At 67.1% G+C, this 22623-nt stretch carries 27 protein-coding genes; 12 read left to right on the top strand and 15 right to left on the bottom strand.

Annotation, left to right across the window (positions count from 1 at the left end):
• Positions 1–19: 19 nt before the first annotated feature.
• The gene (locus G6N42_RS18275) at positions 20–1276 is read left to right on the top strand and encodes a M18 family aminopeptidase (protein ID WP_163731011.1); all 1257 of its coding nucleotides are present in this window, start codon (positions 20–22) and stop codon (positions 1274–1276) included.
• Positions 1277–1388: 112 nt separating this feature from the next.
• Here G6N42_RS18275 and G6N42_RS18270 read toward each other — a convergent pair whose 3' ends face one another.
• The gene (locus G6N42_RS18270) at positions 1389–1778 is read right to left on the bottom strand and encodes a nuclear transport factor 2 family protein (RefSeq protein ID WP_163731008.1); all 390 of its coding nucleotides are present in this window, start codon (positions 1776–1778) and stop codon (positions 1389–1391) included.
• 86 nt (positions 1779–1864) lie between these two features.
• Here G6N42_RS18270 and G6N42_RS18265 point away from each other — a divergent pair, with 86 nt between their 5' ends.
• From G6N42_RS18265 to G6N42_RS18240, 6 genes are read left to right on the top strand one after another with little or no spacing between them, the layout of a single operon-like run.
• Positions 1865–2212 carry a VOC family protein gene (locus tag G6N42_RS18265; RefSeq protein WP_163731005.1) on the top strand — a complete coding sequence of 116 codons (348 nt, stop codon included), beginning with the start codon at positions 1865–1867 and terminating at the stop codon, positions 2210–2212.
• Positions 2213–2272: 60 nt separating this feature from the next.
• Entirely contained in the window at positions 2273–4579 is a 2307-nt protein-coding gene (purL, locus tag G6N42_RS18260) for a phosphoribosylformylglycinamidine synthase subunit PurL (RefSeq protein WP_174262274.1), read from the top strand.
• Complete coding sequence (locus G6N42_RS18255; RefSeq protein WP_174262105.1) at positions 4576–6300, top strand: alpha/beta hydrolase; 1725 nt, start codon at positions 4576–4578, stop codon at positions 6298–6300. The genes purL and G6N42_RS18255 overlap by 4 nt, the downstream gene beginning before the upstream one ends.
• Complete coding sequence (locus G6N42_RS18250; protein ID WP_163730999.1) at positions 6300–6938, top strand: Rv0804 family intramembrane glutamic endopeptidase; 639 nt, start codon at positions 6300–6302, stop codon at positions 6936–6938. Before G6N42_RS18255 ends, G6N42_RS18250 begins: the two co-directional genes overlap by 1 nt.
• A gap of 9 nt (positions 6939–6947) precedes the next feature.
• On the top strand, positions 6948–7445 hold the full coding sequence (locus tag G6N42_RS18245; RefSeq protein WP_163730996.1) for a hypothetical protein: 498 nt from the start codon (positions 6948–6950) through the stop codon (positions 7443–7445).
• A gap of 28 nt (positions 7446–7473) precedes the next feature.
• Complete coding sequence (locus tag G6N42_RS18240; protein WP_163730993.1) at positions 7474–8259, top strand: SDR family NAD(P)-dependent oxidoreductase; 786 nt, start codon at positions 7474–7476, stop codon at positions 8257–8259.
• 4 nt (positions 8260–8263) lie between these two features.
• Here the strand turns inward: G6N42_RS18240 and G6N42_RS18235 are convergent, their stop codons facing one another.
• Entirely contained in the window at positions 8264–8686 is a 423-nt protein-coding gene (locus G6N42_RS18235) for a PPOX class F420-dependent oxidoreductase (protein WP_163730988.1), read from the bottom strand.
• 41 nt (positions 8687–8727) lie between these two features.
• Positions 8728–9933, bottom strand: a complete 1206-nt coding sequence (locus G6N42_RS18230; protein WP_163730985.1) for an MCE family protein — start codon at positions 9931–9933, stop codon at positions 8728–8730.
• Positions 9934–9949: 16 nt separating this feature from the next.
• On the opposite strand from G6N42_RS18230, the gene G6N42_RS18225 reads away from it, so the two are divergent.
• Together G6N42_RS18225 and purF are read left to right on the top strand one after the other, a co-directional pair.
• A complete protein-coding gene (locus G6N42_RS18225) occupies positions 9950–10342 on the top strand; it encodes a sterol carrier family protein (protein ID WP_163730982.1) in 393 nt (130 codons plus the stop codon).
• A 218-nt stretch (positions 10343–10560) separates the two neighbouring features.
• Positions 10561–12093: an amidophosphoribosyltransferase gene (gene purF / locus G6N42_RS18220; protein ID WP_163730979.1), complete on the top strand. Its 1533-nt coding sequence runs from the start codon at positions 10561–10563 to the stop codon at positions 12091–12093.
• 102 nt (positions 12094–12195) lie between these two features.
• On the opposite strand, the gene G6N42_RS18215 is transcribed toward purF, so the two are convergent.
• Positions 12196–13143 (bottom strand): NAD(P)H-binding protein, encoded by a 948-nt coding sequence (locus G6N42_RS18215; RefSeq protein WP_434059589.1) that lies wholly within the window; start codon positions 13141–13143, stop codon positions 12196–12198.
• 62 nt (positions 13144–13205) lie between these two features.
• Positions 13206–13640, bottom strand: coding sequence for a cupin domain-containing protein (locus G6N42_RS18210; RefSeq protein WP_163730973.1), 435 nt, complete (start codon positions 13638–13640; stop codon positions 13206–13208).
• Positions 13641–13749: 109 nt separating this feature from the next.
• Between G6N42_RS18210 and purM the strand changes: the two genes are divergently transcribed.
• Positions 13750–14820 (top strand): phosphoribosylformylglycinamidine cyclo-ligase, encoded by a 1071-nt coding sequence (purM, locus tag G6N42_RS18205; RefSeq protein WP_083129022.1) that lies wholly within the window; start codon positions 13750–13752, stop codon positions 14818–14820.
• 3 nt (positions 14821–14823) lie between these two features.
• On the opposite strand, the gene G6N42_RS18200 is transcribed toward purM, so the two are convergent.
• Entirely contained in the window at positions 14824–15000 is a 177-nt protein-coding gene (locus G6N42_RS18200; RefSeq protein WP_083129021.1) for a DUF3073 domain-containing protein, read from the bottom strand.
• 162 nt (positions 15001–15162) lie between these two features.
• Positions 15163–16236 (bottom strand): CAF17-like 4Fe-4S cluster assembly/insertion protein YgfZ, encoded by a 1074-nt coding sequence (gene ygfZ / locus G6N42_RS18195; protein WP_163730969.1) that lies wholly within the window; start codon positions 16234–16236, stop codon positions 15163–15165.
• Between the two features lie 32 nt (positions 16237–16268).
• Here ygfZ and G6N42_RS18190 point away from each other — a divergent pair, with 32 nt between their 5' ends.
• Positions 16269–17186, top strand: coding sequence for an aminodeoxychorismate lyase (locus G6N42_RS18190; protein ID WP_163730966.1), 918 nt, complete (start codon positions 16269–16271; stop codon positions 17184–17186).
• 292 nt (positions 17187–17478) lie between these two features.
• On the top strand, positions 17479–18330 hold the full coding sequence (locus G6N42_RS18185) for an ABC transporter substrate-binding protein (RefSeq protein ID WP_232076185.1): 852 nt from the start codon (positions 17479–17481) through the stop codon (positions 18328–18330).
• Here G6N42_RS18185 and G6N42_RS18180 read toward each other — a convergent pair.
• From G6N42_RS18180 to lmeA, 8 genes are all read right to left on the bottom strand, one after another.
• Positions 18327–18587: a hypothetical protein gene (locus G6N42_RS18180; RefSeq protein ID WP_163730964.1), complete on the bottom strand. Its 261-nt coding sequence runs from the start codon at positions 18585–18587 to the stop codon at positions 18327–18329. The genes G6N42_RS18185 and G6N42_RS18180 overlap by 4 nt on opposite strands.
• Complete coding sequence (locus tag G6N42_RS18175) at positions 18587–19216, bottom strand: heme-binding beta-barrel domain-containing protein (protein WP_163730962.1); 630 nt, start codon at positions 19214–19216, stop codon at positions 18587–18589. Before G6N42_RS18175 ends, G6N42_RS18180 begins: the two co-directional genes overlap by 1 nt.
• Positions 19217–19389: 173 nt before the next feature.
• Entirely contained in the window at positions 19390–19692 is a 303-nt protein-coding gene (locus tag G6N42_RS18170) for a DUF1416 domain-containing protein (RefSeq protein ID WP_163730960.1), read from the bottom strand.
• Between the two features lies 1 nt (position 19693).
• Entirely contained in the window at positions 19694–20527 is an 834-nt protein-coding gene (locus G6N42_RS18165; protein WP_163730957.1) for a sulfurtransferase, read from the bottom strand.
• A gap of 36 nt (positions 20528–20563) precedes the next feature.
• Positions 20564–21055 (bottom strand): DUF4395 domain-containing protein, encoded by a 492-nt coding sequence (locus G6N42_RS18160; RefSeq protein ID WP_163730955.1) that lies wholly within the window; start codon positions 21053–21055, stop codon positions 20564–20566.
• Between the two features lie 95 nt (positions 21056–21150).
• Entirely contained in the window at positions 21151–21267 is a 117-nt protein-coding gene (locus G6N42_RS31600) for an Ms5788A family Cys-rich leader peptide (RefSeq protein ID WP_350310128.1), read from the bottom strand.
• Between the two features lie 5 nt (positions 21268–21272).
• A complete protein-coding gene (locus tag G6N42_RS18155) occupies positions 21273–21695 on the bottom strand; it encodes a thioredoxin family protein (RefSeq protein WP_163730952.1) in 423 nt (140 codons plus the stop codon).
• On the bottom strand, positions 21692–22507 hold the full coding sequence (gene lmeA, locus G6N42_RS18150; RefSeq protein WP_232076184.1) for a mannan chain length control protein LmeA: 816 nt from the start codon (positions 22505–22507) through the stop codon (positions 21692–21694). The genes G6N42_RS18155 and lmeA overlap by 4 nt, the downstream gene beginning before the upstream one ends.
• Between the last annotated feature and the right edge of the window lie 116 nt (positions 22508–22623).

The following is a 22623-nucleotide window of genomic DNA, read 5'->3' as shown; positions in this document are numbered from 1 at the left end:
TCGGAGAAGATGAACAACCATGTCGGCAAGTCCGCAGGGCCTGTGTGAGTTCATCGACGCTTCGCCGTCGCCGTTCCATGTCTGCGAGACGGCGGCCGACCGATTGCGCGCCGCCGGCTTCGCCGAGCTGGACGAAGGCGATGCCTGGCAAGCCGAGGGCCGGTTCTTCACACTGCGGGCGGGTTCGTTGGTCGCCTGGAAGGCCGAGAACGGCCCGTCGGCGCCGTTCCGGATCGTCGGCGGCCACACCGACAGCCCGAATCTGCGCGTCAAACAGCATCCCGACCGCTTCGTCTCGGGCTGGCAGGTCGTCGCGCTGCAGCCGTACGGCGGGGCGTGGCTCAACTCTTGGCTGGACCGTGACCTCGGCATCAGCGGACGGCTGTCCGTCCGCGCCGGCGACGCGATCGAGCATCACCTGATCCGCATCGACGAGCCCATCTTGCGCGTACCGCAGCTGGCCATCCATCTCGCCGAGGACCGCAAATCGGTGTCGCTGGACCCACAACGTCACGTCAACGCCGTGTGGGGCGTCGGCAGTGGGACCCGGTCCTTCCTCGGCTACGTCGCCGACCGCGCCGGCGTCGCCGTGTCCGACGTCCTTGGCGCGGACCTGATGACCCACGACCTCACCCCGTCGACCCTCGCCGGTGCCGGAAACGAACTTCTCAGCGCGCCGCGGCTGGACAACCAGGCGACCTGCTACGCCGGTCTCGAGGGCTTCCTCGCGGCCGAGCCGCGCGGCCACGTGCCCGTGCTGGCGCTGTTCGATCACGAAGAGGTCGGCTCGCAGTCCGACCACGGTGCCCAATCCGAGCTGCTGCTCACCGTGTTGGAACGCATCACGCTGGCCGCCGGTGGTGGTCGCGAGGAATTCCTGCGCCGGATGCCGGACTCCGTGGTGGCGTCGGGCGACATGGCCCATGCCACGCACCCGAACTACCCCGAACGTCACGAACCCGGCCACCTCATCGAGGTCAACGCGGGACCCGTCCTCAAGGTGCAGCCGAACCTGCGCTACGCGACCGACGGGCGGACCGCGGCGGCGTTCGCACTCGCGTGCGCTCAGGCCGATGTGCCGTTGCAGCGCTACGAACATCGAGCCGATCTGCCGTGCGGTTCCACGATCGGACCGATGACGTCGGCGCGCACCGGCATCCCGACAGTCGACGTGGGTGCCGCGCAGTTGGCCATGCATTCGGCACGTGAAGTGATGGGCGCCCACGACGTCGCGGCGTACGCCGCTGCGCTGCAAGCGTTTTTGTCGCCGGGCTGACCATTCGCGTCATGTCATAGCGGGTGGGCCGATCGCAATGTCACCCTGACGGCCGCTCCGAGCATATATATCCATGCCGGCGCCGTCAGGCTGACGTTGCCATCTTCGGAACCTACTCAGCCGCCACCAGGTCGTAGCGGATGACGTTCTCCACGACCACGCCGTCGCGGGCGCGGACCCTGTCCAGCCCGCGGATCGCGATCGGACCCTCGGGCCCGGTGCCCTTGCCGACGTAGTGCAGGTACACCAGCTGCTCGCCGGGGGCGCCGCCGTCGACGGTCGCGCTGTCCAGCAGCTCCAGCCGCAGGTCGGGTACGGCGGTGATGAGCTCGACGATCTTCGAGGTGTAGGCCTCGCGACCGTGCACCGGCTTCGGCTCCCCCTGCCAGTAGCCGACGATGTCGTCGGCCAGGATGTCGCCGATGCGCGATTCGTCGGGTGCCGCCCAGAACGCGGCCCACATCTCGGAACTGAACTTCGGTTGGGTTTGGGTCTCGGTCATGGACCAAGCGTGCGGCCGAACGCGGCGCCGCTCAATTACGCCAGACGTAAGCGCCCTTGTCGCCCGGCTGCTCTAGGGTCAGCCCCATGGCACTCAAGGTGGAGATGATCACGTTCGACTGCGCCGACCCTGACGCCCTCGCCGACTGGTGGGCGCGCGCCGCGGGAGGCGACGTAAATGCCGTTGCACCAGGTGAATTCGTCATGGTCACCCACGAAGGCCGGCCGGCTCTGGGCTTTCAGCGCGTGCCCGATCCGACACCGGGCAAGAACAAGGTCCACCTGGACTTCCACGCCGCCGACAAGGAGGCCGAGGTGGCGCGGCTGATCGGCCTGGGCGCGCGCGAGACGGCGCGGAACAGCTTCGGGCCGGAGTTCGATTGGGTCGTGATGGCCGACCCCGAAGGCAACGCCTTCTGCGTCGCGGGCGGCTGACGGCGTTTCCGCCGGCTCGCAAACTAGACTGGCCGGGTGACGTCGGAGCTAACCCACGGCTTGAATCTTGTAGACACCGTCGACCACGCCACCGCCACACCCGACCAGCCCCAGCCGCACCGCGAGCTGGGCCTCAAGGACGACGAGTACCAGCGGATCCGCGAGATCCTCGGCCGTCGGCCCACTGACGCTGAGCTGGCGATGTACTCGGTGATGTGGAGCGAACACTGCTCCTACAAGTCGTCGAAGGTGCACCTGCGCTATTTCGGTGAGACGACCACCGAGGCGATGCGTGCCGGATTGCTCGCCGGCATCGGCGAGAACGCCGGCGTCGTGGACATCGGCGACGGGTGGGCGGCCACATTCAAGGTGGAGTCCCACAACCACCCGTCCTACATCGAGCCCTATCAGGGCGCGGCCACCGGGGTCGGCGGTATCGTGCGCGACATCATGGCCATGGGCGCGCGCCCGGTGGCGGTGATGGACCAGCTGCGATTCGGCGCGGCCGACGCGATGGACACCCGCCGCGTCGTCGATGGGGTCGTGCGCGGCATCGGCGGGTACGGCAACTCGCTGGGCCTGCCGAACATCGGCGGTGAGACCGTGTTCGACGCCTCCTACGCGGGCAACCCGTTGGTGAACGCCCTGTGCGTGGGGGTGCTCCGGAAGGAGGACCTGCATCTGGCGTTCGCCTCGGGGACCGGCAACAAGATCATCCTGTTCGGTGCGCGCACCGGGCTCGACGGCATCGGCGGCGTGTCCGTGCTGGCGTCGGACACGTTCGGCGGCGACGAGAGCGGCGCGGCGGGGCGCAAGAAGCTGCCCTCGGTGCAGGTGGGCGATCCATTCATGGAAAAGGTCCTCATCGAGTGTTGCCTCGAGTTGTACGCCGCCGATCTAGTGGTCGGCATCCAGGACTTAGGTGGCGCCGGATTGTCCTGTGCCACATCGGAACTCGCATCAGCCGGTGACGGCGGTATGCGGATCGAACTGGACACCGTTCCGCTGCGCGCGGCGAACATGACACCCGCGGAGATCCTGTCGAGCGAGTCCCAGGAGCGGATGTGCGCGGTTGTCACACCCGAAAACGTCGACGCGTTCATGGCGGTCTGCCGCAAGTGGGACGTGCTGGCGACCGTCATCGGTGAAGTCACCGACGGGGACCGCCTCGAAATCACCTGGCACGGCGAAACCGTGGTCGACGTCCCGCCGCGCACGGTCGCCCACGAGGGACCTGTCTACGAGCGCCCCGTCGAGCGTCCCGGCACCCAGGACGCGCTGAACGCCGACACCTCTGCGAAACTGCCACGGCCGACCACCGGCGACGAGCTGCGCGCGACGCTCTTCGCGATGCTTGGCAGTCCGCATCTGTGCAGCCGGGCCTACATCACCGAGCAGTACGACCGCTACGTTCGCGGCAACACCGTCCTCGCCGAGAACGCCGACGGCGGAGTGCTGCGCGTCGACGAGGCATCCGGCCGCGGCATCGCGATCTCGACCGACGCGTCGGGCCGTTACACCGCGCTCGACCCGTACACCGGCGCGCAACTCGCGCTGGCCGAGGCGTACCGCAACGTCGCGGTCACCGGCGCCACACCGGTGGCGGTCACCAACTGCCTCAACTTCGGCTCCCCGGAGGATCCGGGAGTCATGTGGCAGTTCAGCCAGGCAGTCCGCGGACTCGCCGATGGCGCTGCGAAGCTGGGCATTCCGGTCACCGGCGGCAACGTCAGCTTCTACAACCAGACCGGGACCACGGCAATCCTGCCGACCCCGGTTGTCGGTGTGCTCGGCGTCATCGACGACGTGAAGCGTCGCATCCCGACCGGACTAGGCACCGAACCCGGCGAAACCCTGATCCTGCTCGGCGACACCCGCGACGAGTTCGACGGCTCGATCTGGGCGCAGGTCACCGGCGACCACCTGGGCGGGCTGCCGCCGAAGGTCGACCTGGACCGAGAGATGCTGCTGGCCGACGTGTTGGCCGCGGCATCGCGTGACGGGCTGGTGTCGGCAGCGCACGATCTGTCCGAGGGCGGGCTCATCCAGGCCGTCGTCGAGGCCGCGCTGACCGGCGAAACCGGTTGCCGCATCGTCGTTCCCGAGGACTTTCAGGAAGGCACAGGTCCCTTCACATTCCTCTTCTCAGAGTCGACGGGCCGGGTGCTGGTGGCCGTGCCGCGGACCGAGGAGAGCCGGTTCGTGGCCATGTGTGAGGCGCGCGGACTACCGGCCACCCGCATCGGTGTCGTGGACCCCGGACCCCGCGCGGGAGAGGCCGCTGTCGAGGTGCAGGGCCTGTTCACCGCCAGTCTGGAGGACCTGCGAAGCACGTCGGAGGGCGTGCTTCCCGGGTTGTTCGGGTGATTGCGCAGACCCGCGAACGACACCCCTTCTATGTCTGGGCATGGCGCCTGGTCCGGCTCGACTTCGTGGGAATCGCTTTTGGTGCACTGTTTTTCTGTCTGTCCCTGACGCCCTCGCTGTTGCCGAGAGACTGGCTGTTCCAGGGTCTCATCGGCGGGCTGAATGCGGCCATCGGCTACGGCATCGGCGTATTCGGCTGGAGGTTGTTCCGCCGCTTCGTGATTCGCCGACGCAAGGGTTGGCCGCCGCCCAAGCGGGTGCAGTACGTGTTCAAGACCGCGACGGTGGTGCTGGCGATCGCGACGAGTGTACTGATGCTGATCCCGGCCGCCCAGTGGCAGCGCCAGGTGTCGGCGGTGGTGGGTATCGAAGGGCCGACGACGCTCGGATACCTGCGGACACTGATCATCGCGGTGCTTGCAGGCGGTGCGTGCGTGGGCGCGACCCGGGTGCTGATCGACGTGATCAAATCGATGGCGCGGTTCTTCATCCGGCGCTGGCGACTCAACGACGAGGTGGCCTTGTTCATCGGTACCGCGATCGTCGTCGTGCTGACGATCACGCTGATCAACGGTGTCCTCGTGCGTGGGTTTCTCACCGCGTCGAACCAGGTGTTCCAGCCGCAGAACTTCACCACGCGGCCCGGGATTGTTCAGCCGCTGGAACCCGAAAAGTCGGGCAGCCCAGACTCTTTCGCGCCATGGGACACCCTCGGGTATCAGGGCCGCAACTTCGTCGCGACCGGACCCGACGCCGCCGAGCTGACCGAACTCAACGGTCGGCCCGCCAAGGAGCCCATCCGCGCCTACGTCGGCCTGCAGACCGCCGACACCGACGAACAGCGAATGGCGGTGTTGCTCAGCGAACTGGAGCGCACCGGAGCGTTCGAGCGCAAGCTGCTGGTGATCATCCCGACCACCGGCACCGGGTGGATCAACCCGGTCGCCGCACGGTCGTTGGAAATGATGTACAACGGCGACACTGCGCTGGTCGGCTCGCAGTATTCGTATCTGCCGAGCTGGATCTCGTTCCTGGGCGACCAGCAGAAGTCCATGGAATCCGGCCGCATGATGATCGGCGCCATTCACGAACGCTGGGCGAAGCTGCCACCGGACCGGAGGCCGAAGCTTGTGCTCTACGGCGAAAGCCTCGGCTCGATGGCCGGCCAGGGCGCGTTCGCGTGGTTACCCGACATCGCCGAAATGGGCTTCTCGTCGGTGCTGTGGGTCGGCCCGCCGAACGCGAGTCCGCTGTGGAGCGCGATCACCGAGCGCCGCGATCCGGGTACCCCGGAGGTCCGGCCGCGCTACGACAACGGCCGGACAGTACGGTTCTCCGAGGCCACCGATGCCCAACAGATCGCCACTGAAGGGGAAAAACCCTGGGAGGGAACGCGTGTGCTGTTCATGCAGCACCCGTCGGATCCAGTCGTGTGGTGGTCGGAGGATCTCCTTTTCAGCAGGCCCGACTGGCTGCGGGAACCCCCGGGCCGTGACCGCACGGCGTCGATGCGGTGGTATCCGATCATCACGTTCTGGCAGGTCGCCGTCGACATGACCAACGCCGGATCGGTCCCGGCCGGGCACGGGCACAACTACGGCGACTTTGTGCTCGACGGCTGGGCTGCCGTCGCGCCGCCGGACGGCTGGACACGAGAGGACACCCAGCGGATTCGCATCGCACTCCAGAAGACCGAAGCCGAAGACGGTCCCGAATACTAGTGCGCACCAGGCAACGTTCGGCGGTAGAAGCGCTGGGCCTGGCGGCCCTCCTCGTGGGGTGGAGCCTGGTGGCGCCGCGGTTGCCGTCGCGCTGGCACCCCGCCGCGCACGCCCTCGTCGGCGCCGCACTGGTCGCCCTGACGCGCGCGCCCGTCGGCTTCCGGCATCCGGGCTCGGGTCTGCGGTTCGGCCTCGGCGCTGCCGCCCCTGTCGTGCTCGGTGTCGCGGCGGCGACGGCGTTGCCGCGGGTGCGGCAGGAGATGGCCGACCGGGACCTGCCCGACGGTGCGCTCCGTTGGCTCCTGCTCGGTATCCCGTTGGGCACGGTGTGGTCGGAGGAGGCTGCCTTCCGCGGTGCGCTGGGCACCGTCGCCGCGCAGGCGTTCGGGACCACCGGCGGCCGGTTCCTGCAGGCCGCGACCTTCGGGTTCTCGCACATCGCCGATGCCCGCAGGACCGGAGAGCCCGTCGTTCCCACCGTGCTGGTCACCGGACTGGCCGGCTGGGTGTTCGGCTGGCTGTACGAGCGCTCGGGCAGCCTGATCGGCCCGATGCTGGCGCATCTGGCGATCAACGAGTCTGGTGCGGTCGCGGCACTGACAGTGCAAAACAGCCGTGCACGTGGGATTTCTCTGTGATAGTGACCTATGGCCATCACCCGGGCCGCAGTTGTCGCCGCAGTCGGCATCGTCGCCGGCTCAGCGTTCGCGGTCTGCTCATCGCCGGTCGCCGCGGCGACTCCGTTGACCGACGGCCTGTACCGGCTGAGCTTCGCGGGCACCGAACCGAGTGACTTCGACTATCCGGAGCCACGCGGTCCGTACACCTGGCTGTTGGCAATTCGCTCAGCCTGTCCGCCCGCCGGCTGCGTCGCGACGGCGACCAATGTCGGCGGCGTATCGACAACCTACGTCTTCCGCGAAAGCGGTGGCCGGTACATCTCCAGCCAGACACAAGGTTTCGCGTGCGAGGGCAAGAAGACCGCAGGCACTTCGACGATGTCGTTCTCCGCGTCGGGGACTTCGCTGACCGGTGAGCTGGTCGAGTCGGCATCGCCGTGTCAGCCGATCTCGCGGTCGTTCACCGCGGTCCGCGAGGGTGACCTGCCGTCAGGCGTGACCGTGGCGGACCCCAATTCCGCCTGACCCGAATCGAATTGCGTATCGTCTGCCCATGACAGACAGATCCGCATCCCGCACCTTCGTCGTCACCGGCGCCGCGTCAGGCATCGGCCTGGCCACCGCTCGGCGGCTGCTGGCCGAGGGCGGCACCGTCGTCGGCACCGACCTGGCCGCCCCCACCGAGGAGCTGGGCGCCCGTTTCACCTTCGTCGCAGCCGACGTCGCCGACGAAGCGGCGGTCGCCGAGGTGTTCGCCGCGGTTCCCGGCCGCGTCGACGGCGTGGTCCACTCCGGAGGTGTTGCGGGCGGAGGACCGGTACACCTGCTCCCCAAAGAGGAGTGGGAGCGGGTGATCTCGATCAACCTCACCGGCACGTTCCTGGTCGCAAAGGCCGCACTGGCCAAGATGATCGAGCAGCCGAGGGTCGACGGTGAGCGTGGTTCGATCGTGACGCTCGCCAGCGTCGAGGGCCTCGAAGGCACTGCCGGTGGTAGTGCCTACAACGCGTCCAAGGGCGGCGTCGTCCTTCTGACGAAGAACATCGCACTGGACTACGGCCCCAGCGGCATCCGCGCCAACGCCATCTGCCCCGGCTTCATCGACACCCCGATGCTCAACGCCGTGATGGGTCTCGAGGGCATGGAGGGCCCGTTGCAGTCGATCACCAACGAGCACGCACTGCAGCGCAGGGGCCGACCCGATGAGATCGCCGCGATGGCGGCCTTTTTGGTGTCAATCGATGCCTCGTTCGTCACCGGGCAGGCGATCGCGGTCGACGGCGGTTACACCGCGGGCCGCGATCACGGCGTCGTCAAGATGTTCGGCTTTCCCGACTGAGCCGCTACACGTCCCGGATATCCGCGGTCAGTTGGTGCGGCTCGGTGTCCTGATCGTCGATGCCGAAACTGATTATCCGCGTTGGGGTGACGCGGATGATCGCCGTATCCAGATGGTCGCCCGCCGCACCCTGCGAGGGGGCGATCACGGCCTGTTCGGCGGTGCCGCGAATCTCGAGGCAACGCACCCGCCACGGCTCGCGTGACGCGATGTCGTCGACGACGAACGCAACCCGGTCGTTGTGCGCGATGTTGCGATACTTTTGGCTCTTGGACATCTGATAACCGGCGATGTCGATCGTCCCGAGCTGCTCGTTGAAGGTGAATCCGACCGGACTGTTCTGCGGTGTCCCATCGCGCTGGATGGTGGCCAACCGACCCAGGTCGGCCCGCCGAAGATATTCGATCTCATGTGATTTGAACGTCATGCCTGCGAACGTAAAACCTCAACAATTGTTGATGTCAACGCTCACGGATTGATGGTCAGCTCGCCGACCTGCCTGCCCCACACGTAGTCGATCAGGATCGGCTGCCCGAGTTCTGCGTGATTGTAGGGTGCGATGCTGGCGCCGGTGTGCATCACCAGATACGGCGCGGGCCACAACTCACGGGAGATCTTCTGCCAGCAGCCCGGACGACCCTCCGGGCCGCCCCTGGCGTTCACCCGCGGCAGGTTGTCGGGGTAGATGTACGGGTTGCCCGCACCGGCGAACGTCCCCGACGACGTCGAAAGCGAGTAGCCGTTCCCGCCGAGAGTCTCGGCGACCTTCTCCTCGATCTCGGCGAAGTTCCGCAGCGTGCACAACAGCTGGGGGCTGTAGTAGTCGAACAGTTTGGACGTGGGGATCAGATCCGCGGCGCCGCGCACGAAGTACGGTCCGCCGCGATTCAGACTGTCGGCAGCCGGGTCGGCGAAGCCCAGCGCGGCCATCAACGCCGCGTCGATGTCATCCCACTGCGCGTTGAACGTGCGCGCGGTGGTGACCGCGTTCTGCAGGCCGTCCCACAGATCCGGTGACGCATCGGCGTACACGTCGACCAGACCCGCCACCAACCTGGTGTCCTCGCGGATCTGCGGCATTCGCGCATTGAGGTCGTCGAGGATGGTGTTGCCGTTCGACAGCGACTCGCCGAACCGGTCACCCAGGCCCGTCACCGCCTCGGCCGTGGCGGTCAGTGTCTGGTTCAGCTTGACCGGGTCGACCTGCTCGGCAAGTGACAGCACCGTCTCGAACAGGGTGTTGAACTCGGTGCTCACCGAGGACACCTCGATCACGTCTCTGCTCGAAACACGTTCTGCAGAAGGATCTTCCGGTGATCTGAACGACACGTACTTGTTGCCGAACACGGTGGTGGCCTGCACGTCGGCGATCACATTCGACGGAATGAGCTCGATGTATTCGGGGTCGACGTCGAGGGACAGTTGCGCTTTCGCGGTGCCATCCACCTCGACGGTGCCGATGCGCGCGACGCGACCGATCTCCACGCCGTTATAGGTCACCTTCGCGCCGGGTTCGACGACCAGGCCAGAGCGCGACGAGACCAACGTGAGTGGTGTGGACGGGATGAAGTCGCCCCGGAACTGCATGTAGAGCAGGCTCGCCGCGACCGCGGCGATCACCACCAAGACCGCGCCCGCCGTCCGGTAGGGCGGATTGTGGCGGTCGACAAACACTTTGAGAATCTAAAGTATGTCCACCTCTCGTAGGGCCGATCCGGCAATGACGCGTGCTGCGGTTTCGGCCGTCGCCGCGTGGCTGCGCGACGATGGCGAACCCACTCCTACGCGCGCCGAACTCGCCGAGGCGGTGCGATTGACGGCTCGCACGCTCGCCGCACTCGCGCCGGGGAACAGCGTCGAGGTCCGTGTCCCGCCATTTGTTGCGGTGCAATGTATTTCAGGGCCGGCGCACAGGCGAGGGAATCCGCCCAACGTGGTGGAGACCGACCCGCGAACGTGGCTGTTGCTCGCGACGGGCCTCCTGGACGTGGCGGACGCCACCGCGGGCGGGTTGTTGACGTCGTCCGGGGCGCGCGCCGGCGAGGTCGCCGGGTGGCTGCCGTTGGTCCGCCTCGACGGTTAGCTTCGCCACACGTCCGCCTGAGCCGATGCTCAGGCCCGCGCCGCCGTCGCACGTCCGTGACCAGGTGGTTCGCCGAATGTGGGTGATAGGCGAGGAATTTCTGGACCCGCAGAAGTCGTTCTTTTTTGTGCGCGACATCGTCGGTGTCTTCCGTGATTGACCGGTGATGACCGTAGACTGAACTCGTCTACCCACACCGCCCTGGGAGCAGCCATATCGTGACCGGCCCGCAGACCGATCAAGAACCCCGCGAGGAATGTGGCGTATTCGGCGTCTGGGCGCCGGGTGAAGAAGTCGCCAAACTCACCTACTACGGCCTCTACGCGCTGCAGCACCGCGGCCAGGAGGCCGCAGGCATCGCCGTCGCCGACGGCTCCCAGGTGCTGGTATTCAAGGATTTGGGCCTGGTCAGCCAGGTCTTCGACGAGCAGACGCTGGCGGCCATGGAAGGCCATGTCGCCGTCGGGCACTGCCGATACTCGACCAGCGGATCCACCACTTGGGAGAATGCCCAGCCGGTGTTCCGCAACACCGCAGCCGGCACGGGCGTCGCGCTCGGCCACAACGGCAACCTGGTCAATGCCGCCGACCTGGCCACCCGGGCCCGCGAGGCGGGTCTACTCGGCACCCGCGGCGCCCCGGCGGCCACCACCGACTCCGACATTCTCGGCGCACTGCTGGCCCACGGCGCCGCCGACGCGACGCTGGAACAGGCCGCCCTCGAACTGCTGCCCACCGTGCGCGGCGCGTTCTGTCTCACCTTCATGGACGAGAACACCCTCTATGCGGCCCGCGACCCCTACGGCGTGCGGCCGCTTTCGTTGGGGCGGCTGGACCGCGGCTGGGTCGTGGCCTCCGAGACGGCGGCGCTCGACATCGTCGGCGCCTCGTTCGTCCGCGACATCGAGCCCGGCGAGTTGCTGGCCATCGACGCCGACGGCGTGCGCTCGACGCGCTTCGCCAACCCCGAGCCAAAGGGTTGTGTCTTCGAGTACGTGTACCTGGCCCGACCAGACAGCAACATCGCGGGCCGCTCGGTGCACGCCGCCCGCGTCGATATCGGCCGCCGGCTGGCCCGTGAGATGCCCGTCGAAGCCGACCTGGTGATCGGCGTGCCGGAATCGGGCACCCCGGCGGCCGTCGGTTACGCGCAGGAGTCCGGCATTCCGTACGGACAGGGCCTGATGAAGAACGCTTACGTCGGGCGCACGTTCATCCAGCCGTCGCAGACCATCCGCCAGCTCGGTATCCGCCTCAAGCTCAATCCGCTCAAGGAAGTGATCCGCGGTAAGCGGCTGATCGTCGTCGACGACTCCATCGTCCGCGGCAACACGCAGCGGGCGTTGATCCGCATGTTGCGTGAGGCCGGCGCCGTCGAGGTACACGTGCGCATCGCATCGCCGCCCGTGAAGTGGCCATGCTTCTACGGCATCGACTTCGCGACGCCTGCCGAGCTGATCGCCAACGCCGCGAGCACCGAAGGTGATGCCGACGAACTGCTCGAGGGTGTCCGCCATGCCATCGGCGCCGACACACTGGGCTACATCTCGCAGCGCGGCATGATCGCGGCCACCGAACAACCTGCGTCGCGGCTGTGCTCGGCGTGCTTCGACGGCAACTACCCGATCGAGTTGCCGGGCGAAACGGCGTTGGGCAAGAACGTCATCGAGCACATGCTGGCGACCGCGGCCCGCAGCGGAGTGCCGCTGCAGGCCGACAACGACAACGTCTCGGCGCTCAGGCGTCCTTGACGGCTCGGCCGTCGTGGCGTCCTTGAACGGCTCGGCCGTCGTGGCGTCCTTGAACGGCTCGGCCGTCGTGGCGTCCTTGACGGCTCGGCCGTCGTGCCGACCCTAACTGGGTACAGGCCTACGGCCGACGTGTGCCCAGTGCGGATCGCTCGGCAGCGGGCCATTTGTCAACGCTTTGACGACCGCGTCCCGGTAGGCGGTGAGACCGCCGCGTGGCGGTCCGATGACGGCGTCGATGTCGTGTTCACTCATGACGGCGTCGACCTCCAGCGATTCGATCAACGGCCGCGCGAGACCCGGCGGCATGGGCGTGACCAGACCGATCCACAGACTCGCGATCGTCGGAGTCAGGAACGGAATCGCGATGATGATCCGCGGCCGCAGACCGGCCACTTGCGCGTACACCTGCATGGCGTCGCCGTATTCGAGCGCGTCGGGGCCGCCGACATCCCAGGTGCGTGACTCGGGCAGATCGGCTGTGGCCGCCTCGGCGAGGTAGTAGAGGACGTCGTCGATCGCGATCGGCTGGATCTTGTTGTGCACCCACTTGGGCGTAGTCATCGCCGGCAGGCGGTGGATGAGATGGCGCATCATCTCGAACGACGCCGAGCCCGAACCGACGACGATCCCGGCCTGTAGCACGACCGTCTCGATGCCGGAGTCCAGCAGGATCTCACCGACAGCGACCCGTGACCGAAGGTGCGGTGACAACTCCGCGCCCGAGGGGTGCAGCCCGCCCAGGTACACAAACCGCTGTACGCCTGCCTGCTTCGCTGCGGCGACGACATTGCGGGCCGACTCGGCCTCCGCAGCCACGAAATCCTTCGATGTGCCCATCGAGTGGACCAGGTAGTAGACGACGTCGACGCCTTCGAACGCGTCGCGCAGCGAGTCGGCGTCGCCGAGGTCGCCGCGTGCGACCGCGATCCTGTCCCGCCACGGCCGGTCCGCCAGCTTGTCGGGCTGGCGGGCCAGCGCACGCACGCCGTACCCGCGGTCGAGCAGTTCGGGCACCAACCGGCCACCGATGTAGCCGGTCGCACCTGTCACCAAGCAATGGGGCTTTTCAGCGGACACCTACGCCGGATCTCCGTTCTTGGCCTCGGGCAAACCTAAATTGGGCAGCCGGGCGGCGGTGGGACATCGACTGACAGCGGCGTGCCCGCCGGCTGGATGTAATCCACCCACAGCACCACGGGAACGGGGCCCAGGTTGCGGCCGTTGTGGGCATGGTCCGGACCGGAGCCTTCGGTCACCGGAGCGCCGGCCGGATCGACCACGTCCTTGCAGTCCGCCATGGTCCGCGTCAGAGTGCCTTCCTTGACGATGCCGAATACCCGACCGTCGTGATAGTGCCAGCCGGTACTGCCGCCGGGCTGGATGGTGATCCGGCGGGTGATGTAGTCGACGCCGTCGACCGTCGACTGATTGATGACCACCGAATCGACGTTGACCGCAGGCGTTGCGACGGCGGCGGGGGCCACCAGGGCTGCGGCGGCCGTCAGAACCACGGGCAGAGCCGGCGTACACCAGCGAACAAGTTTCATGGTCGGTCACATTCTCATACTCGGCGGCCCGTCCGTGAGCGATCGGAGTGAATGCCGATCCGGGAGGACAATCAACCTCGCGCAGTCATCACCGGTAGCCTTGTGCGCGATGACCGAACGCGCCGAACCTGCCGGCATCTCCTACGCGTCGGCCGGGGTCGACATCGAAGCCGGTGACCGCGCCGTCGAACTTCTGAAACCGCTGGCCAAAAAGGCCACCAGACCTGAGGTGCGGGGCGGTCTCGGCGGCTTCGCGGGGCTCTTTGCGCTGCGCAGCTATCGGGAGCCCTTGCTGGCGTCATCCACCGACGGTGTCGGTACCAAGCTTGCGGTCGCCCAGGCGATGGACAAGCACGACACCGTCGGCATCGACCTCGTCGCGATGGTCGTCGACGATCTCGTCGTATGCGGCGCCGAACCGCTGTTCCTGCAGGACTACATCGCCGTCGGACGCACTGTTCCGGAACGGATCTCCGAGCTGGTCTCGGGCATCGCCAACGGCTGCGTGATGGCCGGTTGTGCCCTGCTGGGTGGGGAGACCGCCGAACATCCTGGCCTCATGGCGCCCGACCACTATGACATCTCGGCCACCGGTGTCGGCGTCGTGGAGGCCGACGACGTGCTGGGACCAGACCGGGTCAAGCCCGGCGACGTGCTCATTGGGATGTCCTCGACCGGCCTGCACTCCAACGGTTACTCACTGGCTAGAAAGGTCCTGCTGGAGATCGATCGGATGAACCTCGCCGGACACGTCGAGGAGTTCGGGCGCACGCTCGGCGAGGAACTACTCGAGCCGACTCGGATCTACGCCAAGGACTGCCTCGCGCTGATCGCCGAAACACAGGTCCGCACCTTCTGCCACGTGACCGGTGGCGGGCTGGCCGGCAACCTCGAGCGGGTCGTCCCGCCCGGGCTCACGGCCGAAATCGACCGTGGCACATGGACTCCCGCGCCTGTGTTCACAATGATCGCGCAGCGTGGCCGGGTTGAGCGGGTCGAGATGGAAAAGACGTTCAACCTCGGCGTCGGGATGGTCGCCGTCGTCGCGCCGGAGGACACCGATCGCGCGCTGGCTGTGCTGACGGCCCGGCATCTGAAGTGCTGGACGTTGGGCACCGTCACCAAGGGCGGTAAGGACAGCCCACGAGCCAAGCTCGTGGGCCAGCACCCGCGCTTCTAGGGCTTAACGACGCCAGTCATCATCGTCGGCCACGTCATCGTCGGCCAACCTGTCGGTGCCGTTGAGATCGTCGGCGCCCGCCAGTTCGCGCTGGAGGCGGTCGAAATCGGTCTGCGGTGAGCTGTATTTGAGCTCACGAGCAACCTTGGTCTGCTTTGCCTTTGCCCGGCCGCGGCCCATTGGGGGTACCCCCTCGCGCAATAACGGAGCGGCCCAAATTTCAGGCGGCTCCGATCTGAGTGTGTTTTATCGTCCTGTCGACACTTTACCGTGCCGCGGTGCGGTGCGCTGGCAGGCCCGTCCGGAGGGACCCGAGCCCGCGAACCAGCGAAATATCGACACTCATCGCGGGCCGCCTCGCAGCTGTTCGACCGCGAGGCGTCCGGCGCCTGTCGCATCGGGTGGCGGCATCGAATCGGCGTCGATCACGGCGGCCACCGGCGATTCCCCGCCGATGGTCAACTCGGTCTCAGCCAACAGGCCCCGCTTGACCAATGCCAGGGCGATCGGCCCCTCGTCGACGTGATCGACCACGGTGCCGAGCCGGCCGACGGTCCGACCGCCGGCCAACACGGGATCCCCGGTCGCCGGCCTCTCGCCGGAGCCGTCGAGATGCACGAGCACCAGCATGCGTGGCGGTTTGCCCAGGTTGTGGACGCGAGCGACGGTCTCCTGGCCGCGGTAGCAGCCCTTGTCCAGGTGAACCGCCGAGCCGATCCAGCCGACCTCGTGCGGAATCGTGCGCTCGTCGGTGTCGACTCCCAGCCGTGGCCGCAACGCGGCGACGCGGTGCGCCTCATAGGCCCAGACACCCGCCGCGCGCACTCCGGCCGCAGCGAGCCGATCGTGCCATGCCGCGACCTGATCGCGGGGGACCACCAGATCCAGCTCCACATCCGGACCGCCCATCCTGCGCAGGAAACCACCCTCGGGAAGGGCCACCGCGGTCCTTTCGGCCGGTAGCGAAACCACGCCGAGGACGTCGAGCACCGGCGGATCCACCAGGCGCGGGCCGAGCAGCGAAAGTACCGCCAGATCAGCGGGTTCGACGACCACGTCGGCCCAGAACACCATTTTGCGCAGATAGGCGGTCAGGGGTTCGCCACGCCACGATTCGGTGTCGAGGTAGGTGACCCCATCGAGCTCGGTCTGGATCCAGTGATCTTCGACACGACCCTGGCCGTCGAGACTCAGATTCTCGGTCACGGTGCCATCGGCGAGGTCGGCGACGTGCTGCGTGGAGATGTTGTGCAGCCACGAGCTGCGCTCAGCGCCGGTCACGGTGATCACAGCTCGTTGTGAACGATCCACCAGGACCGCTGCATCGGCGGCCGACCGTTGTTCGCCGAGGGGATCGCCGTGATGCCAGACGGCTCCGGCGTCGGGCCCGGTGTCGGGGGCTGGCACAGCTGACATGCCTCAACCTTACGGCGCTACGCTTCTTGCCCATGGCGAGCCAACCTGCGGTCGTGGTCACGCTCGACGGTGAATTGCACGACCCGGCCGCCCCACTGCTGTACGCCGACGACCTGGCAGCCGTTCGGGGCGACGGCATCTTCGAGACGCTGTTGATCCGCGACGGCAGGCCCTGTCTGCTCGAAGCCCACCTGGCCCGGCTCACGCAGTCGGCGGAGCTGATGGACCTTCCCGCACCGGAGTTGCCGCGTTGGCGTGCGGCCGTCGAAGTGGCGGTACAGCGGTGGCTCGCCGACGGTGAGGGCGAGGGCGTACTGCGGCTCGTGTACAGCCGTGGGCGCGAAAGCGGTTCACCGCCAGTTGGAGCCGCCGGGTCGGCGACATCCGGTACGGCGTTTGCGACCATCGGTGCGCTGCCCGCCCGGGTGGCCGCCGCGCGCAGCGGCGGGGTCGCGGCGGTGACCTTGGCGCGTGGGCTCTCCGCCGAGGCCACCACCGGGATGCCGTGGCTGCTGGCGGGCGCCAAGACGCTGTCCTATGCGATCAACATGGCCGCGCTGCGGCACGCCGAACGCCTCGGCGCAGGAGACGTCATCTTCGTAGGCGCCGACGGCCTGATCCTGGAGGGTCCGCGGTCGACGGTGGTGGTCGCCACCGAATCAGAAGATGGGGCCGGCGACACCGCTTTCTTGACCCCGCCGCCGTGGTATCCGATCCTGCGTGGAACCACGCAGGAGGCCTTGTTCGAGGTGGCGCGCAACAAGGGGTATACGTGCGACTACCAGGCGCTTACGCCCGCTGATTTGTTTGCGGCACAAGGTGTTTGGTTGGTATCGAGCATCACGCTTGCCGCACGGGTGCACACCCTGGACGGTAAGGCGCTGCCACCGTCGCCGCTCGCTGGTGACATGGCGGAACTCGTCGACGCCGCGATCATCAGCGATCGCTGAGCGCTGAACCGGCCAAAATCTGTTGTCGCCTTCCCGGTCCGCGGGTACCGTCGGCCGTACACAGGGAAGGAGGTGGTCCGAGAAATTGAATGACATATGGACATGTGAGGTGGCTGCGAGCTAGCAGCGCGAGGGGACTTGTCCGCCTTGGCGCGCTGGCGAATTCCCCGCAGTCACCCGGCCCCCGAGCCTCTTGGTTTTGTCCAACCAGAACACATGGCTCGGGGGCCGCCCCATGTCTGGGGGACCTCAACGGTGGCGTCGCCTCCCTGCGTGCGCGATGATGCCGCACATGGGCAATAGGTGGTGGCTCCCAGCCCTGCTGGCCGTGGCCACGTCGGCCGCCGCCACTGCCTGCGCCCCCGTCGTCGAGCAGCCCGACTCGTCGGGCACTCAGAACTGCCGCAAGGACTCGCTGTCGACGCTTTACCCGGGCATCTTCACCGTCGGCACCGATCAGCCCGCCTATCCGCCGTGGTACATGGGTGACGACCCGACCAACGGGGAGGGATTCGAAAGTGCACTCGCCTTCGCGGTAGCGGGAAACCTCGGCTACACCCCCGACGAGGTGCGCTGGGTCCGGGTACCGTTCAACGGAGCTCTGGAGCCCGGCCCGAAAACGTTCGACGCCAACCTTTCTCAGTTCTCGATCACCGATCAGCGCCGGGCGTCCGTCGACTTCTCATCGCCCTATTTCGACGTCACCCAGGTGGTGGTGACGACGGACACCTCACCGGCCGCGCAGGCGCGAAGCATCGGTGACCTCAAGAAGACCCAGCTCGGCGTGCAGGTCGGCACGACCAGTCACACCGCGGCCATCGCGATAGCGGGCGATGTCCCGGTCGAGGTGTACAACACCAACGCCGACGCCAAGGTGGCGCTCAGCAACGGCGAGATCGACGCTTTGGTTGCCGACCTGCCGACCGCGTACACCGTCGCGGGTGAACTGCGCGGCGGCAGGATCGTCGGACAGCTTCCCGCGGACGCGGAGGACGTGGAGCAGTTCGGGATCGTGCTCGACAAGGACAGTCCGCTGACGCGCTGCGTGTCGTCGGCCGTCGATGGACTGCGTTCGGACGGCACGCTGACGCGGTTGGAGCAGCAGTGGTTGTCCGGCGCTGGGAGTATGCCCGTCCTGCGTTAGCTGGCCGGTCCAGGGGCCAGCGACGAACAGGTCTGCATGGCGTCGTTCCACGCGTCGGGATCCACGCCAGGCGGCGGGCCGGCCATGGGGCCCGGAGCCGCGGGCACCCCGTGTTCACGGAGGCATTGCGCCAGCGAGCCGTGACCGGTCGGCGCCACCGACTCTTCGGTGGTGGACTGCTCGGCGGGAGAACTCGACGAGCACCCCGCCAGAATTCCTGCCGCGGCGAGGCCGGCGGCCAAAAAGGACACGCGCATCAGCCGACGTACCTCGACAGCCGTGCGGACAGATGGGGCACCAGGCCGCCGTCGGCGTCGACGCGCTCCTCGACGTAGGCCAGATCGCCGCCCTCGACGATGCCGTAGAGCCGCTTGGCACCGCCGACGAGCATCCCGGACTTGGTGCGCGCGAGCGCGTCGGTGGCCAACTCCCACGACGACTGATTCAGCGGCCGACCGTAGAACAACTCGACGTAGCCGGCCGAATGCGCCAGCAGCAGCTCGATGGCATCACTTTCGGAGGGATCGGCAGGGTCATTGATGAACCGCCAGAATCCGGACTCGCGCAGCGACGCGCTCTCGAACTCGCCGTCCTCGGTGATGCGCCACGATCTGGCCTCCCAGATCAAGTAGTCGCCACCGTCGTGTGAGACCACGATCTGCTGACCGAACCGGTAATCGCCGTCAGGCCCGCGACCCTCGCCTTCGCCGCGCCACACCCCGACGAGCGGCAGCAGCGCAAGCAGCGCGTCGTTGAGGTTGGCGCCTTCGCGAAGATTGGCGGTGTCGGCCGGCGCAGGCAGATCGGCGAGGGCGGGGATATTCCGGGCTGCGGTCGTTTTCGCGCGCTCGGCCGCGGCCGCTACAGCGTCGTCGCCTGAGGTCACGACTCGTCTGTGATGAGGCGGTAGAGCGTGTAAAGCGCGAACCAGGTGATGACCACCACGGCGGCGATCAGCAGGATCTCGAAGAACAGCACCACGGCAGAAAGTCTAACCGCAACACTGCCGACGACCCTCGTCGGTCGCAGTGGAATCGATCACGGAACCGGCAAACCGGCTCAGGCGACCTTGACGTCCACCTCGTGGATACCCGCGCCCGACGGTGCGATGCTGGCATCGCCGTTGCCGGCGGGAGACAGCGCACGCAGCGTCCACGTGCCCGGTGCCGCGAAGAACCGGAAATCGCCGGTGGCCGACGCGACGACCTCCGCCGTGAACTCGTCAGAGCTGTCCAGCAGCCGGACGAATGCGCCGCCGACGGCCTGGCCCGCGTCGTCGACGACGCGTCCGGTGATCACGGTTTCCCGTTCCAGGTCGACGCTGGAGGGCAACGTCAGACCTTGCTTCGGTGCAGAGCACATATCAACTTCCCAACTCGATCGGGGCTCCCACGAGAGAGCCGTATTCCGTCCAACTTCCGTCGTAGTTCTTGACGTTCTGGTGTCCCAACAACTCCTGCAGCACGAACCAGGTGTGCGAGGAACGCTCACCGATCCGGCAGTAGGCGATGGTCTCCTTCTGGCCATCGAGTCCCGCCTCGGCGTACAGCTTGGCCAGGTCCTCGTCGGACTTGAAGGTCCCGTCCTCGTTGGCCGCCTTGCTCCAGGGAACATTGATGGCGCCGGGGATATGCCCGGGCCGCTGACTCTGCTCCTGCGGCAGGTGGGCGGGGGCGAGGATCTTGCCGGAGAACTCATCGGGGGAGCGGACGTCGACCAGGTTCTTCTCGCCGATCGCGGCGATGACCTCGTCCCGGAACGCGCGGATGGCGTTGTTCGGCGACTTGGCCTCGTATGAAGTAGCCGCGCGGGCGGGGACCTCTGTCACCAGCGGGCGCCCGTCGAGCTCCCACTTCTTGCGTCCGCCGTCGAGCAGCTTGACGTTCTCGTGGCCGTACAGCTTGAAATACCAGTACGCGTAAGCGGCGAACCAGTTGTTGTTCCCGCCGTACAGGATCACGGTGTCGTCGTTGCTGATGCCCTTGTCGGACAACAACTTCGAGAACTGCTGCTGGTCGACGAAGTCACGCTTCACCTGGTCCTGCAGCTCGGTCTTCCAATCGAGTCGCACAGCGCCGGCGATGTGGCCGCCCTCGTAGGCTGAGGTGTCCTCATCGACCTCGACGAAGACGGTGTTAGGCGCGTCGAGATTGCTCTCGGCCCAGTCAGTCGTGACCAGGACGTCGGAGCGTGCCATGTAGGAAATCCTTTCGGTTGCTTGCTATTTGAAGTGTTATGCGGGGTTCGGGCGGGGTGGTGGGAACTTGCCAGGGCGGAAACGAGCGACGAGCGGAAACATCTGGCAGCCGAGGCAGATGCCGAAGGCCGCATTGAGAAAGGCCGCCACGAGCGCGAAGCCGGTGGCGATCAGGCCGAGCAGCGGGACACCAGCCGCGAACCCGACGACACCGACGGCCGCGAACGCCAAACCCACGAGTTGGGCGAACTTCAGCGGAGGTACCGGCTCCTTCTCGGTGACCGGTCCGAGGCGCGGAGCGACCAGCGACCGAAAGATCAGCCCGTACGGATGCTGCTGCGGTCCGCGCTGTGCGCCGATTGCGAACACGATTGCCTGCACACCGAGGATCGCTGCCGCAGCGACGGCGCTGAGGGCAGACGCCAGCAGCGCCGCGATGAGGACGCCGGTGGTGACCCACGCGGCGAAGCGCGGCCCTCGCACGTCCACCTGATCAGGTGGGGCGATGGTGTTCGTGCTGGTCGACATGGATGTGCTCCTGTTGCATGGATGGCTGGCTGGAATGGGAGGGCAGGCCACATGGGGCTACTCCCGAGTGCGGCGCGAGGGGACGGCGCGGCTACTCAGCAGCTACAACAACAACAGCAACAACCCGCGACGCGGCACAGATCGACTGCGCGGCGCTTGGTGAGCATCGGCTCGAGGCGGGCGGACACGAGCGACAGCTTACCCAATGACATGGTGATCAAGCCAACAGTGGTTCGAGCGCCGAGCGCAGGTCAGCCGGCTTGGGGACACCGTGGGTGCGAAAGCGCGGGCGCCCGGCGGCGTCGAAGATGATCGTGGTGGGCAGCGACAACACCGAAAGCCGCCTGGCCGCTTCCGGATTGGCATCCATGTCGATCTCCACATGGGCGACCCCGGGCAGCTCTGCGCACACCTGGTCGACGACCTGTCGCACGCCCGCGCAGGGTCCGCACCACTCGGCACTGAAGTGCAGCACCGTCGGTCCAGTTTCGGACAATCCCAGGTCACTGGTGTCCACGTTGGCGGCGTCCTCGCTCGCTTTGAGGAGCCCGGCGCGCAGGGTGATGAGCTTGCCGACCACGTAGGCCAGCCCGAGCGCGCCGACGAGCACCACGGTCACCAGAACCCAGGAAGAACTCATGACTGATTGAACCCGCTCAGTGGCACGGTTACTCCCTCGGCGATGCCTTCGATGATGAGGTCGGAGCCGCGGGCGCCCTCGGCGGTCGGCGTGAGGCCGAAAGGCAGCTTCTGACCGGGCAGGCTGGTGGAGAACGCGGCCAGCACCTCGTCCTTCTTGTCGTCGGGAACGGCCTGATCGGCGGTGCCCGCACCGGTCAACACGTCGGTGGCGGTCAGGACCAAGGTGGTTTGGTCCGGCCCGACGATCGACAGGTCCACGGCGATGCTGACCCTCTCGTCGAAGCCGGCGGACGTCGGGGTTCCGGTGAAGACCACCCCGCGATTGCTGGATATTCCGGATTCGGTGGTGCCGCCGGTGGAGTCGTTGCTTTCCCGCGTCGGTGCCTCGACCAGCAGGTCCGGAATGCCCATGAACCGCCCGACGTGCGTCGAATCGATGATGATGCGGCTCTCTGCCTTGCCCACCCTCAGCTTGGCCTCCGGGCTGACCAGCCACGAAGAGTCCAGGAGGTCGATCGAATGCAGCGTTGCCTCCAGCGACGCCTTCCCGACCACGGGGTGGCCGACGCCGGCGGCCCGAATCTCCACTTCGTCGTAGTGGCGGTTGGCCGCCTGCGGGATGAATGGAAAACCGAGGATGGCGACCGACGGGTCCCAGGCCAGGTCAGCGGCGCTTCGCACACTTCTGGACAGGCGATACTCGGCGTAGATCGCCGCGCCGAAGTCGGCTCCGAGGGCGCCGACCACCACCGCGGTCGTCGTCGCCAAAACACCGATCAGCAGCTTTCGCACCCGCACATTCTTGCCCACGCGTGCCCGCTGGACCGCGTTGAGTCAGCTCACCAGGAGGTGTCGCGCTATCGTTAGATGACCATCGACCGAGTAACGGCTGTATGTCAGGCATGAATCTGGGAAGTCACCGACCG

The sequence above is a fragment of the Mycobacterium gallinarum genome (assembly GCF_010726765.1).
Lineage (GTDB): Bacteria > Actinomycetota > Actinomycetes > Mycobacteriales > Mycobacteriaceae > Mycobacterium > Mycobacterium gallinarum.
This window is presented reverse-complemented; position numbering and strand designations above follow the sequence as displayed.